Origin of the sequence: Mycetocola spongiae, from assembly GCF_020424085.1 — a bacterium.
GTDB classification, from domain to species: domain Bacteria; phylum Actinomycetota; class Actinomycetes; order Actinomycetales; family Microbacteriaceae; genus Mycetocola; species Mycetocola spongiae.
This window is the reverse complement of record NZ_CP080203.1, coordinates 2981408-2993938: the sequence shown is the minus strand read 5'-3', so window position 1 is coordinate 2993938 and position 12531 is coordinate 2981408. Positions and strand designations below refer to the sequence as shown.

Below are 12531 nucleotides of genomic sequence, written 5' to 3'. Positions count from 1 at the left end.
AACGAGAAAATACGACCGAACGTGCGTTCGTGTCCGCTTTTCGGGGACGCCTAGAAGCGCTCCGAGTTTTCCTCGAGGCGGCGAATGCGGTCGGCAATCGGGGGGTGCGTGCTGAAGAGTTTGGCCATCGTGCCCGATTTAAGCGGGTTGGCGATCCACAGGTGTGCCATCGAGGAGTTCTGCTTTTGCATCGGCCGGCCGTAGGCATCCAGCTTGGCCAGCGCGCTCGCAAGCGCCTCGGGGTGCCGGGTGGTCAGGGCGCCCGTGGCATCGGCGAGATACTCGCGCTGGCGCGAGACCGCGAGCTGCACGAGGCTCGCAAGCAGCGGCGCGACCAGCATGGCCACGATGCCAAAGATCAGCATGAGCGGGTTATTGCCGCCGCCGTTATTGGAGTTATTATTACGGCCCATTCCGCCAAAAAAAGCCATCCGCATGAACATATCGGAGATAAAACCGATCACCACGACCAGGGCAAATACGATCATGGAGACGCGGATATCGTAATTGCGCACATGCCCCAGCTCATGCGCCATGACGCCCTCGAGTTCGGCGTCGGTCATGATCTCCAGCAGCCCCGTGGTGGCGGCCACGGAGGCGTGGGCGGGATCCCGGCCCGTGGCAAAGGCGTTGGGCGCGGGATCCTGAATCAGATAGACGGCGGGCATCGGTGTGCCCGTGGTGATCGCCAGGTTTTCCACGATGCGATAGAGCCGGGGGTTATCCTGCAGGGTGATCTGCTGGCCGCCGCTGATGGTTAGTGCCTGCCGGGAACCGGCGTAGTACTGAATGATCGCAAAGATAATCGCGCCAATAAACACCGCAATGGTCATGCCCGGGCTGTTATTTAGATAGCCCACCAGCCAGCCCAATAGCCCGATGATCAGGATGAAGATGACCATGATGACCACGGTGTTGATTTTATTTGCGCGTATCGCTCGATACATGTTTTAGTGCTTCACTTTCCGAAAAGTACGGCCGTCTGCCCGGCGCCGTATCCGGCCCGGCCGCTAGAACTGGATGCGGGGAGGCTCGGCGATGGACGCGGCATCCGCGACCTCAAAAAACTCGCGCTGGGAGAAGCCGAGCTGCCGGGCGAACATGTTATTCGGGAAGACCTGGATCTTGGTATTCAGCTCGCGCACGCCGCCGTTGAAGAACCGACGCGAGGCCTGCACCTTATTTTCGGTGTCCACGAGCTCGCTCTGCAGCTGCAGGAAGTTCTGACTCGCCTGGAGCTGGGGGTAGGCCTCGGCCACCGCGAAGATGGACTTCAGGGCCGACTGCATGTGGTTCTCCGCCGCGGAGGCCTCGGCGGGGCTCTGCGCGCTCAGGGTCTCGGAGCGTGCCCGGGTGACGGCCTCAAAAACCGACTTCTCGTGCGCGGCATAGCCCTTCACCGTCTCGATGAGGTTGGGGATGAGGTCGGCGCGACGCTTCAGCTGCACCGTGATATCGCTCCACGCCTCGTCTACGCGGACCTTCAGCGCCACGAGCGAGTTATAGGTGGCCCAGAGGTAGATACCGACGATGACCACGAGGGCCACGACGATGAGGACGGGAATGAGCCACTGCGACATGCGGGGCGCTCCTTAGGGGTAGCTGTGATTGCGAATGAGTTGGCCCCATTCTACGCACTCGGAGCGCACCTGGTCCGTGAATCTACCGGGAGAGGGTGCCCGGGCGACGTACCACGCCCGGGATTTTGGCGGCGCGCGATTGCAACGTTTATCTGGGAATGATTGCCTTTTGGGTCCGATGTCTTTGACAACGCCCCCGGTTCGGGCTGGAATGGGTGGTATCGTGTCGCCCACATCCACGAGATTCTCCCTTCTTCCCGCGTCGGCACCGCCCGCGGGGGGTTCGGTGACGGCCATCGCGCGCCGCTCCCGGATGCGGGGCCTTCCGCTTTTTGCCGCGCTCGCGCCGTTGCTGGCGCTGGCCCTCCTGCTGCCGACCGCGGGTGCCTCGGCCACGCCCCAGGTTCTTCCGGAATCGGCGGTGGCCGCAAGCCCCTCGCCCGGGCCCAGCGAGCCCGGCCTGGGCACCCCGGCCCCGGGCGCCACCACCATCTCCTCCCCCGCCAATGGCGCCTTCTTCGGAACCGATTCCCTCACCGCCTCCGGCTCCAAACCCGCGGGCTCCTCGGTGGTCATCTATGCCGAGGGTTCCGCCGTATGCCGGGTCGAGGCCACTCAGGACACCCGCTATGAGTGTCGGGTCCGCGGGCTCATCAGCGGCCCGGCCGTGCGCCTGACCGCCGCCTCGGTCAGCGGCAGCGATGGCACCCAGCGGGGCCTCTCGCAGCCCGTGACCATCGCGGTACTCACGCCCCCGACCATCGGCACCGATCCCGGGGCCGCGAGTGCCGGGCTGATCCGCGGCACCGGCTATCCGGGTGCCACCGTGCGGCTGAGCATCGCCGGGGTGGGCGCCTGGGATACCCCCGTGCAAAGCTCCGGTCGCTGGGCCTATTCCGTGCCGCTGGGCCTTCGGGGTTCCTATACCGCAACCGCCCGCCAATCGGCGAGCTTTAGCAACGGCGCCTCCTCCGATCCCAGCCCGGCGCTGAATATTACGATCGATAATGCCCCGCCGCCCGCCCCGAAGATTCTGCAACCCGCCACGGGCTCCTCGCTGCAGGGCGCCACCGTATTTTCCGGCGAGGGCGAAAACGGGTCCACCGTGACCGTCTACGCGGTGCCCGATTCCGGCGGCGATGCGGTGCTCTGCACCGCCCCGGTGAGTGCCGGGGCCTGGAACTGCACGGGAAGCTTTGCGATAAACGGCCCCGCCACGGTGGTGGCCTATCAGACCGATGCCGCGGGCAACCCCGGCGCGGGCAGCGGAACGCTGCGCGTGGTCTTTGGGCCCAATCCCGGCGGCGCAATCCCGCCTCCGCCGCCCGCCCCCGGGGCCTCGGCACCGCCGGCCAGCGCGCCGCCCACCACGCCCGAACCCACCCCCGGCGAGCCCGCGCCCGAAACCACACAGCCCACCCCCGAGCCTCCGCATGATCACTCCTGGGACTGGACCGCGGGCACCCGCTATACCCACGTTCTGCAACCCGCGCTCGGCGATACCGCCGCCGGGGTCTGGATCCGCGCGGCCGCCCTGGCCCTCGCTACGATCGGGCTGATCCTGGTGCCCGCCCGGATGCTCGCGGGTGGGTTGCGCCGCGGCGGCGGCCCGCTGCGATTCACCGGGCGCAACCGCGGGCCGCTCCCCGCCGAAACCGAGGAGCCCCTGCAGGTGCGCTATCCGTGGGCCACCTCGCTCGTGAGCATCCTCGCGCTGAGCGCAATTGTGTTATTTGCGATGCCCGTGCGTTCGGATGCCGCCTATCTGCGGCTCTACCTGGCGGCCGTGGTCTCCCTGACCCTCGTGAATGCGGCCGGCACCGTGATTCCCGCCTGGCTCAGCCGCCGCCGCATCAGCGGGGAACCCAGCGTGTTAATCGCGCCGCGCTATCTCGGGGCGGCCGTGGTGGTCTCGGTGATCTCGCGGGTGCTTGGCCTCGAACCCGCCCTGCTCTTTGGCCTGGCCTTTGCGCTGGGGCTCGGCGCCGATTCCACGCGCGGGCAGCGCGGGCGCAGCGGCCTGTTCCGGGTGATCGGGGTATTCCTGATCGGCGTGATCGGCTGGATCGGCTCCACCCTGCTGGGCACGGGAAGCGATGCGCTGGGCCTGTTTATCGCCGAACTCTTTAACGTGATGGCGATGGCCGGCATCGGCTCGGCGGCGATCCTGCTGATCCCGCTGGGCAAAACCAGCGGTCGCGCGCTCCTGGCCTGGGATTGGCGGATCTGGGTTGCCGCCGCGGTGCCCGCCTACACCACGCTCTTTGCGCTGCTGGCCCCCGCAATCGACCATATCCACAACCCCGGAAACGCCGTGCTCCTGCTTATTTTTGCGCTGCTTTTTGGCGGGGTCGGGCTCTCCTCCTATCTCTGGCGGCGGCTGATCCGCCCCGCGCTCTGGCCCGCCGAGAATACCGGGGCGCTCCCCCTGCGCTAGCGCGGATCGCGTGGCGCGCGCGGTTGTCGGCGGTGCGCGGCAGAATGGGGGCATGTATGTGCTGCTCACCGGCTCCCCGCACTCCGGTGCCACACTCACCCTTCTCGATGCCGAGGGCGCCCCGGCCGGCCCCGCGCGCACGGTATCGCCCGGCGATCTGGCAGCGGTCTGTGCCGAATATGAGGCCACACACGCCCCGCGCTGGGTCTGGTCCGATGCCACCCAGTGGTATCCGCAGCTGCTGCGTGCAGGGGTCACCCTCGCGCGCTGCGTTGACCTTCGGCTGGGCCACGCGGTTCTTGCGCACTCCCCCGCCGTACCCGCGGGGGCGTTTTTTGTGGCCGCGGATTCACCGTGGCCGCGCACCGATCCGGCGCTGGAACCGGATGTTCCCGAGGATCTGGTCACGCTCTTTGACGCGGTGGATCGGCGCGGCGACTTCGAGCCCGCGGAGGTATTTTCCGAGTTTTCCCGGCAGCGCGCGGCGCTGGCCACGGCCGTCGCGGCCGATCCAATCGCGGGCTCCCGGCTGCGCCTGCTGCTCGCGGCGGAGTCCGGTGGGGCGCTGATTGCGGCGGAGATTTACGCGCGGGGCCTGCCCTGGTCGGCAGCGGAGCACGACCGCATTCTCACCCGCGAGCTGGGCCCGCGGCCGCGTTTTGGCGGCCGCCCCGAGCGCCTCGAGGAGCTTGCCGTGGTGATCCGCGCCGAGCTGGACGCGCCCACCCTGAACCCGGATTCGCCGCAGGAGGTGCTGCGCGCACTTAATCGCGCGGGCATCGCCGTGGCCAGCACCAGCAAGTGGCTCCTGAAGGATATTAAGCATCCGGTGATCGAGCCGCTGCTGCGCTATAAATCGCTGTCCCGGCTACTCACCGCCAATGGCTGGACGTGGCTGGATACCTGGGTGCGCGACGGCCGCTACCGCCCGGAATATGTGGTGGCCGGAACCGCCACGGGCCGCTGGGCCACCAGCGCGGGCGGGGCCATGCAGCTGCCCGCGCAGATTCGGGCGGCCGTGCGCTCGGATCCCGGCTGGACCCTCGTGGTGGCCGATGCCGCGCAGCTGGAGCCGCGCATCATCGCGGGGATGTCGCGGGACGAGGCGATGGCCGCGGCGGGCGCGGGAAAGGACCTCTATCAGGGGCTGGTGGACGCGGGCGTGGTCCCCACGCGCGCGCAGGCCAAGCTCGCGATGCTTGGGGCTCTTTATGGTGCCACCGGCGGCGAGAGTGGCGCGCTGATGCCGCGGCTGCGGCGGGCGTTTCCGCGTTCGATAGAGCTCGTGGAATCCGCGGCGCGCGCGGGCGAACGCGGCCGCTCGGTATCCACCTGGCTGGGCCGGGCCTCGCCCGTTCCCGAGCCCGAGTGGTTTGAATTTCAGCGCCGGGCCGGGCAGGTGGACGGCAGCGAGGCCGAGCGGCGGCGCGCGGGCACCCTCGCGCGGGATTGGGGGCGGTTCAGCCGCAATTTTATCGCCCAGGGCACCGCCGCCGAATGGGCGCTGTGCTGGATGGCGGGGTTGCGCACGCGGCTGGCCGCGATGGATCCCGATCCCGTCGCCCGCCCGCACCTGGTGTATTTTTTGCACGATGAGGTGGTGGTGCATGCGCCGGTGCGCCGGGCCGCGGAGGTGGCCGCCGCGATCGAGGAGGCCGCGAGCGAGGCCGGGCGGCTCCTCTTTGGCCGGTTCCCGCTGGACTTTCCGCTGAGTGTGGCCATCGTCGAGCGCTATGACGAGGCCAAATAGCCCCGCGTACCCGGCTAGGGGCCGCGGGAAGTGGACGGCCCACGACCGGACACGGCCGATCGGAGCCTAATTTTGGTGATCGTCGGGCTTTCACCCGCCGACCTGAAACGAGATTAACGCGCCAGTCTTAACGCCGGGTAAGTGCCTGCTGAACAGTTCTTATGCGTGCGGGAAGCGCTCGCGCAGGAACGCCGGAATCTCCCGGCGCACGGTATGCGAGGGCACGGTGCCCAGGTGATCCGCCCCGGAAATCTCCCGATAGCGGGCATCGGGGAGGAGTTCGGATAGCTCCCGCGCGGCGGCGGCGGGCACCACCCGATCGCGATCGCCGTGCAGGATGAGCGTGGGAAGCGTCAGGTCGCGGGCGGGCGGCGCGATAAAACTCTGCGCATATTCCACATCGCTTGCGCTGCCCGCCATCCGCGGGCGATAGGGGAAGGTGGCGGCGGTCATCCGGCGCACATGGCGGCGCGGGTCCCAGCCATCCGCGGCGGGCTCCACGCAGCGGGTCATCGCGAGCTGCACGGGCGCGGAGACCGCGGCCCGGGCGATGCCGCGGCGGGTCAGCAGCAGGTCCACCAGCGCGGATCCCCGAATATTCTGGCGGCGCACAAGCGCCTCGATCAGCACCAGTGCACCAATCCGCTCGGGATCGCGCGCGGCGGCCCAGAGCGCGGCCATGCCGCCCGCGGACACGCCCGCGACCGCGGCACGCTCGATTCCCAGCTCATCCAACACCGCGTGCACCAGGGCACCCTGTGCGAGCGGGCCGGGGGCGGTGGACAGTGGGGTGCGCAGATAGCCGGGGCGCGAGAGCGCGATCACGCGCACGCCGGAATCCTCCCCCAGGACATCGGCGAGCAGCAGCCCCTGATCATAGCCCCCCGAGGTGCCGTGCAGGACGATCAGCGGGATACCGCTGCCGCGCTCGGCATATTCGACGGGGCCCAGCGCGGTGGGGAGGAGACGGGAGGCGGGACTCAGGGACGTGATCGACATGACGCTCTGACCTTTCCGGCGTCGATCCGTGGCGCCGATAGATTCCAGGATAACCCCGCGGGCGCGCCGAATAAAGGGTGTTCTCTCAGGGCTTGCCGCGAGTATCCTGCGCGGGAAAATACCGCCGTCCGCCCGCGGGCGGACGGCGGCCCGGCGGGTATCTTAGCGGTGGCCGCCGGCCGCTGAAATCAGCGCCGCGAGATTGCTAAAGCCGTTATTCAGGGCGTTATTAAGCGGGGTGCTTCCGCGCTTATCGCGCAGGTTTACGTCCGCGCCCCCGGCGATCAGGCGGCGCACGCTCTCCTGGTGGTTCTCGCCGTCGGTGCCGAGCAGCACCGCCTCCTGGAGGGCGGTCCAACCGGGATTATTAATGTGGTTGGGGTTGATCCCGGCGTCCAGCAGGATCTGAATGGTATCGGCATAACCGTGCTCCGCGGCGGGGATGATCGCGGTGCCGCCGTAGCGGTTCACGCTCTCCAGCTCGGCACCGTGTGCGATGGTGAGCTCCAGGATCCGGTTATAGCCCTCGGCCCCGGCATAAAGATAGGCGCTGTCCTGGAGATCGTCCTTCGCGTTCACGTCGGCGCCGGCCAGGATCAGGGCCTCCGCGGCGTCATCGAGCTGGGATTTGGTGGCCGCGATCACGGGGGTCTGATTGCGGTCGTTACGGGATTCGAGGTTGGCCCCGTCGGCGAGGGCCTGCGCGATGGCCTCGGGGTTATTCGCGGCGACCGCGTCAAAGAGGCGCGCATTGGCCTCGGGCGTCTCGGCGGGGATTTCCGCGGCGGCGGGCGCGGAGGAGGAGGCTTCGGGGGTGGGGGTCATGGCTGTCTCCGGTTTGCTGGCACATCCGGCGAGCAGGAACAGCGCGAGTGCGCCGCCACCGAGCGCCGTACCCACGCGGGCGCGCGGGCTTCGGGTGTCGATCATCTGTCTTTCCTTTGTGTCGGGTCGCCATGCGGGGTATCCCCGCGGCGGCCGGTCCCGTCACGCTACCCGGGGCCCCTGATACGACCCTGATAACGGTTCAAATGTGACGCCGCGGGTGTCGGATGCCCCCGAGCGGTCCCGGCCTAAGCCGCGCCCGGCCCGGCAGCGTCAAGCCCCGTGATCCGATAATCGCGGGCGATCCCGGCGGTCTCCCGACCCCATTCGCTCGCCCCCACGCGCGCCTGATGCGCGGCAAAACTTGCGGCATCGATAAAGCGCTCGGTCACGTCCCAGACCAGGGGATCATCGCTTTTCCGCACCTCAAAATGCAGGCACCCGGGCTCGGCCCGGGTCAGCTCGAGATGGCGCGGCAGATGGGCGCGTACCCGCGCACTCTGCTCCTGGTTCTCGCAGATTAGCCGGCCGTTCAGCGTAATGATGGACACGCTCAGAATCTAGCACGGCGGAGGGTCAAAAGGGCCCAGGATCGTGATGATCCTGGGCCCTGACGGTACCCCCAGTGGGACTCGAACCCACACTGGAGCGATTTTAAGTCGCCTGTCTCTGCCATTGGACTATGGGGGCAAGCGCGTGAGCGCCGAATTTAGTCTACGGGATGGGCCGCGCGATCCCCGCCGCGTGGGGATCGGGGTCGGCCCGCTCGCGCGCGCCGCACGGCAAAGGCGGCGATACTCCCCACCACCGGTGGAAAATATCGCCGCCTCGGAGCAGACCAAAAACTACTTGGTCTCCTCGGCCTTCTTGGCCGGAGCCTTCTTCGCCGCGGGCTTCTTGGCCGCGGGGGCCTTAACCTCGGCGGCGGGGGCTGCCTCGTCCTTGGCGGCGGCCTTCTTGGCCGGTGCGGCCTTGGCCTTGGGCTCCGCCTTGGGGGCGGCGGCCTCGGGGGCCGGTGCCTCGGCGGGCTTGGGACGCGAGGCAAACTCCTCAAATGCGCGACGCGGCGTCAGCGTGGCGCTCAGGCCCACGATGTCGCGGCCGAGCCATACGTTGTGCCACCAGCCCCAGATGACGCGCCACTTGCGCTCCCAGGTCGGCATGGCCAGACCGTGGTAGCCGCGGTGCGCGACCCAGGCGAGGAAGCCCTTCATCGAGAACTTGCCCGACTGGAAGACTCCGATGCCGATACCGAGGCCGGCAACCGCACCCATGTTCTTGTGCAGGTACTGCTTGGGCTGCTCGCCGCGCAGGACCGCCACGACGTTCTTGGCCAGCAGGCGGCCCTGACGCACGGCGTGCTGCGCGTTGGGAACGCACATGCCGCCCACTCCGCCACCCGAGAGATCGGGAACGGCGGTGACGTCACCGGCACCCCAGGCACCCTCGAAGATCTCGTCCTCGGTACCGATACGCAGGTCGGCGCGGGTGACCAGGCGGCCACGGCCCTCGACGGGAAGATCGGTATTGCGGACGATCTGCGGGGTCGCCATAACACCGGCGGTCCAGATGATCAGGTCCGACTCAAACTTGGTGCCGTCCGAGAGCTCCACATTGCCGTCCACGCAGGACGAGAACTGGGTCTCCAGGTATACCTTGGCGCCACGCTCGGCGAGGTTCTTCAGCACCCAGTGGCTGGTCTCCAGCGAAACCTCGGGCATGATGCGCGGGGCGGCCTCAACCAGGTTGAAGTGGATATCGTCAAACGTGAGCTGCGGGTAGAACTTGATCAGCGCGGAGGCGAAGCTACGCAGCTCGGCGAAGACCTCAATACCGGCAAATCCTCCACCCACCACGGTCACGGTGAGCAGGCGATCGCGCAGGGCACCGGCGGGCAGCTGGGCGGCACGATCAAAATTGGTGAGCATGCGGTCGCGGATCGCGACGGCCTCCTCGATGGTCTTCAGACCCAGGGCCTCATCGGCGACACCCGGAATCGGGAAGGTACGCGAGACGGCACCGGCGGTGATGACAATCTGGTCATACTCGAAGTCATAGGCCTCGCCGAGCGGCGGCTGAATCGTGGCCTTCTTCTCGGCGTGGTTGATATAGGTGACCTTGGCGGTGACCACATTGGTCTTCTTCAGGTGGCGACGGTGGGCGACCACCGCGTGACGCGGCTCGATCGAGCCCGCGGCCACCTCGGGAAGGAAGGGCTGATAGGTCATATACGGCAGCGGGTCAACCATCGTGACCTCGGCCTCACCGTTGCGAAGGTGCTTTTCCAGCTTCCAAGCGGTATAAAAACCCGCATAGCCGCCACCGACGATCAATATTTTAGGCACTGTGACAATTCTCCTGATAGAGGTGTGTAGGTCAAAATACGGGGTTCCCTCGCTGCCATCCGCATCTCGTGCCGGCATCATCGCTGGCGCCGAGCATAATAACGATATCACTGCCGCGACCCGGGGTCAGACCGCAAGTCAGATTCGGCAGGATGTGCAGCTGGATAAACCCTGTGAGCCCGGAGGGGCCGGAAACCCGGGGCTTAGGCCGGGTCCACCCCATAATCGGGGCACTGGCAGACCTCGGGAGACCAGGTAGCGCGCTCCAGCGCGAGGTCACCAATCGGGTTGACTCCGGGGCCCGCGGCGAGGGCGTGACCGGCGAGGGCGTGCAGGCACTTCACGCGCACGGGCATTCCGCCGGCGGAGATTCCCGCAACCTCCTCCACGTCGGCGATCTGCAGGCGGTCGGCGAGGAACGCCTCATGCGCGCGGCCATACTGCGCGCGCAGCTCCTCATCCTCGGCCAGGAGGTCGTTAAATTCGTTCATGACATGCTCGGCCTCAAGCTGCGAGATCGACGCGGTGGCCGCCGGGTGGCACAGGTAATAAAACGTGGGGAACGGCGTGCCATCGGCCAGGCGCGGGGCGGTGGAGACCACGGTGGGTGCACCGCAAACGCAGCGCGCGGAGATTCCCACCACATCGCGGGCCGGGCGGCCCAGCTGCGCGCTGACAATCGCGATATCGCGTTCGGTTACCGGGTCAAAGGGCGGGGTGGTCATGACAGAAATCTCGCTTTGTTCTACGGGTGAGTTAGGGGGTGGGGGCGTTTTCTCCGAGCCCCGCCTCCAGGAAGGACCCCAGGAGGCCGCGGGACCAATCGGAACTGGTGGCCTGAACCTCTTCGCTGATGGGCGGTTGGGAGCCGCCAAGCCGCCCCGGGTCAAGATCGTTTTTTACAATAAACGTGATCTCTCCGGGATTCACATAATACAGGCGATCCCGGGCCTGGGTTTCAATATAGGTTTTATCGTTCCAGCGCTGCCGCTCCGCGGTGAGGTCCTTCACCACGGTTTTATCCTCGGCCACAAGCTTTTCCAGCGCCGCGATCTGCTGGCGCTGCTCCACATACATTTTGAGGTTCGGGGCCACGATCAGCACACCCACGATGATCACGCCGAGCATGATCGCCGAGAACCCGGAAAACCGCAGGCGGCGCACCCAGCCGGCGCGGGCTGCGGTGCTCTCGGTGGTGCTCGTCATGCGGGCGCTCCTTTATCTAGCGGATCAAAAAAGCGCCCCCGGGAGACGGCACGCAATTTCTGCGGCCACCACCCGGGGGCGATTCACGTCTGGCTTAAGCCTACGCCTGGAAGCGGGGGAAAGCTCCGCGACCCGCGTAAACGGCGGCGGTGTCGAGCTCCTCCTCGATGCGCAGGAGCTGGTTGTACTTGGCAACTCGCTCGGAGCGGGCCGGGGCGCCGGTCTTGATCTGACCACAGTTGGTGGCCACGGCGAGGTCGGCGATCGTGGTGTCCTCGGTCTCGCCGGAGCGGTGCGAGAGGATCGCGGTATAGCCGGCGTTCTGCGCCATCGACACGGCGTCGAGGGTCTCGGTGAGGGTACCGATCTGGTTGACCTTCACGAGCAGCGAGTTGGCATCGCCGCGCTGGATTCCCTTGGACAGGCGCACCGGGTTGGTGACAAACAGGTCGTCGCCGACGATCTGAACCTTCTTGCCCAGCTCGGCGGTGAGGATGGAATAGCCATCCCAGTCGTCCTCGTCCAGCGGGTCCTCGATGGTGGCCATCGGGTAGTTGGCGACCAGGTCGGCGTAGTAGGAGGTCATCTCGGCGGCGCTGCGCGCCTTGCCCTCGAACTGGTAGGCACCCTCGCGGTAGAACTCGGAGGAGGCCACATCCAGGCCCAGCGTGATGTCCTTGCCGGGGGTATAGCCGGCCTTCTCGATCGCGGCCATCAGGAAGTCCAGGGCGGCGCGGTTGCTCGCGAGGTCGGGGGCGAAGCCACCCTCATCGCCGAGGCCGGTGGCGAGGCCATTGGCCTTGAGCTCACCCTTGAGGACGTGGTAGATCTCGGTGCCCCAGCGCAATGCCTCGCTGAAGGACTCGGCACCCTGGGGAACCAGGAAGAACTCCTGGATGTCCACGGAGGTATCGGCGTGCGAACCACCGTTGATGACGTTCATGAGGGGAACGGGCAGCACGTGCGCGTTCGGGCCGCCGAGGTAGCGGTACAGGGGCAGACCCGAGGAGTCGGCGGCGGCGCGGGCCACGGCGAGGCTCACGCCGAGGATCGAGTTGGCACCCACACGCTTTTTATTATCGGTGCCGTCCAGCGCGATCAGCGTCTGGTCGATGATGCGCTGGTCATCGGCGGGCAGGCCCTCGATGGCGGGAGCGAGTTCCTCGATGACGGCCTCCACGGCCTTGAGAACACCCTTGCCCTGATAGCGGTCCTTGTCGCCGTCGCGCAGCTCATAGGCCTCGAAGGCACCGGTGGACGCACCGGAGGGTACGGCGGCGCGGCTGAAGGAGCCGTCGTCCAGGCCGACCTCGACCTCAACCGTGGGGTTTCCACGGGAGTCAAGAATTTCGCGAGCGGTTACAAATTCAACAAGTGCCACAGTTGTAT

11 protein-coding genes and 1 tRNA gene are annotated in these 12531 nt (G+C 67.2%); 2 read left to right on the top strand and 10 right to left on the bottom strand.

What is annotated here, in order from left to right:
- Nucleotides 1-50: 50 nt before the first annotated feature.
- Together KXZ72_RS13760 and KXZ72_RS13755 are read right to left on the bottom strand one after the other, a co-directional pair.
- Nucleotides 51-947 (bottom strand): M48 family metalloprotease, encoded by an 897-nt coding sequence (locus KXZ72_RS13760; protein WP_226081501.1) that lies wholly within the window; start codon nucleotides 945-947, stop codon nucleotides 51-53.
- Between the two features lie 63 nt (nucleotides 948-1010).
- On the bottom strand, nucleotides 1011-1580 hold the full coding sequence (locus KXZ72_RS13755; protein WP_226081500.1) for a LemA family protein: 570 nt from the start codon (nucleotides 1578-1580) through the stop codon (nucleotides 1011-1013).
- A gap of 286 nt (nucleotides 1581-1866) precedes the next feature.
- Here KXZ72_RS13755 and KXZ72_RS13750 point away from each other — a divergent pair, with 286 nt between their 5' ends.
- Nucleotides 1867-4017 (top strand): Ig-like domain-containing protein, encoded by a 2151-nt coding sequence (locus KXZ72_RS13750; protein ID WP_226081499.1) that lies wholly within the window; start codon nucleotides 1867-1869, stop codon nucleotides 4015-4017.
- 52 nt (nucleotides 4018-4069) lie between these two features.
- Nucleotides 4070-5767 (top strand): bifunctional 3'-5' exonuclease/DNA polymerase, encoded by a 1698-nt coding sequence (locus tag KXZ72_RS13745; RefSeq protein WP_226081498.1) that lies wholly within the window; start codon nucleotides 4070-4072, stop codon nucleotides 5765-5767.
- Nucleotides 5768-5926: 159 nt separating this feature from the next.
- Here KXZ72_RS13745 and KXZ72_RS13740 read toward each other — a convergent pair whose 3' ends face one another.
- The 8 genes from KXZ72_RS13740 to eno form a co-directional block, all read right to left on the bottom strand.
- Nucleotides 5927-6766 carry an alpha/beta fold hydrolase gene (locus tag KXZ72_RS13740; protein WP_226081497.1) on the bottom strand — a complete coding sequence of 280 codons (840 nt, stop codon included), beginning with the start codon at nucleotides 6764-6766 and terminating at the stop codon, nucleotides 5927-5929.
- Nucleotides 6767-6928: 162 nt separating this feature from the next.
- On the bottom strand, nucleotides 6929-7696 hold the full coding sequence (locus KXZ72_RS13735; protein ID WP_226081496.1) for an ankyrin repeat domain-containing protein: 768 nt from the start codon (nucleotides 7694-7696) through the stop codon (nucleotides 6929-6931).
- A gap of 143 nt (nucleotides 7697-7839) precedes the next feature.
- The gene (locus KXZ72_RS13730) at nucleotides 7840-8142 is read right to left on the bottom strand and encodes a putative quinol monooxygenase (protein ID WP_226081495.1); all 303 of its coding nucleotides are present in this window, start codon (nucleotides 8140-8142) and stop codon (nucleotides 7840-7842) included.
- Between the two features lie 66 nt (nucleotides 8143-8208).
- Nucleotides 8209-8281, bottom strand: a tRNA-Leu gene (locus KXZ72_RS13725).
- A gap of 155 nt (nucleotides 8282-8436) precedes the next feature.
- Nucleotides 8437-9936 carry an NAD(P)/FAD-dependent oxidoreductase gene (locus tag KXZ72_RS13720; protein ID WP_226081494.1) on the bottom strand — a complete coding sequence of 500 codons (1500 nt, stop codon included), beginning with the start codon at nucleotides 9934-9936 and terminating at the stop codon, nucleotides 8437-8439.
- Nucleotides 9937-10139: 203 nt separating this feature from the next.
- Nucleotides 10140-10661 (bottom strand): DUF501 domain-containing protein, encoded by a 522-nt coding sequence (locus KXZ72_RS13715; protein ID WP_226081493.1) that lies wholly within the window; start codon nucleotides 10659-10661, stop codon nucleotides 10140-10142.
- A 31-nt stretch (nucleotides 10662-10692) separates the two neighbouring features.
- Entirely contained in the window at nucleotides 10693-11142 is a 450-nt protein-coding gene (locus KXZ72_RS13710; protein WP_226081492.1) for an FtsB family cell division protein, read from the bottom strand.
- Between the two features lie 100 nt (nucleotides 11143-11242).
- Nucleotides 11243-12523 (bottom strand): phosphopyruvate hydratase, encoded by a 1281-nt coding sequence (gene eno, locus KXZ72_RS13705; RefSeq protein ID WP_226081491.1) that lies wholly within the window; start codon nucleotides 12521-12523, stop codon nucleotides 11243-11245.
- Nucleotides 12524-12531: the final 8 nt, after the last annotated feature.

Bases quoted from the DNA above. Each gene is read 5' to 3' on its own strand.
- KXZ72_RS13735 (WP_226081496.1), bottom strand. From the start codon at position 7,696: ATGATCGACACCCGAAGCCCGCGCGCCCGCGTGGGTACGGCGCTCGGT.
- KXZ72_RS13760 (WP_226081501.1), bottom strand. From the start codon at position 947: ATGTATCGAGCGATACGCGCAAATAAAATCAACACCGTGGTCATCATG.
- KXZ72_RS13715 (WP_226081493.1), bottom strand. From the start codon at position 10,661: ATGACCACCCCGCCCTTTGACCCGGTAACCGAACGCGATATCGCGATT.
- KXZ72_RS13710 (WP_226081492.1), bottom strand. From the start codon at position 11,142: ATGACGAGCACCACCGAGAGCACCGCAGCCCGCGCCGGCTGGGTGCGC.
- KXZ72_RS13740 (WP_226081497.1), bottom strand. From the start codon at position 6,766: ATGTCGATCACGTCCCTGAGTCCCGCCTCCCGTCTCCTCCCCACCGCG.
- KXZ72_RS13745 (WP_226081498.1), top strand. From the start codon at position 4,070: ATGTATGTGCTGCTCACCGGCTCCCCGCACTCCGGTGCCACACTCACC.
- KXZ72_RS13755 (WP_226081500.1), bottom strand. From the start codon at position 1,580: ATGTCGCAGTGGCTCATTCCCGTCCTCATCGTCGTGGCCCTCGTGGTC.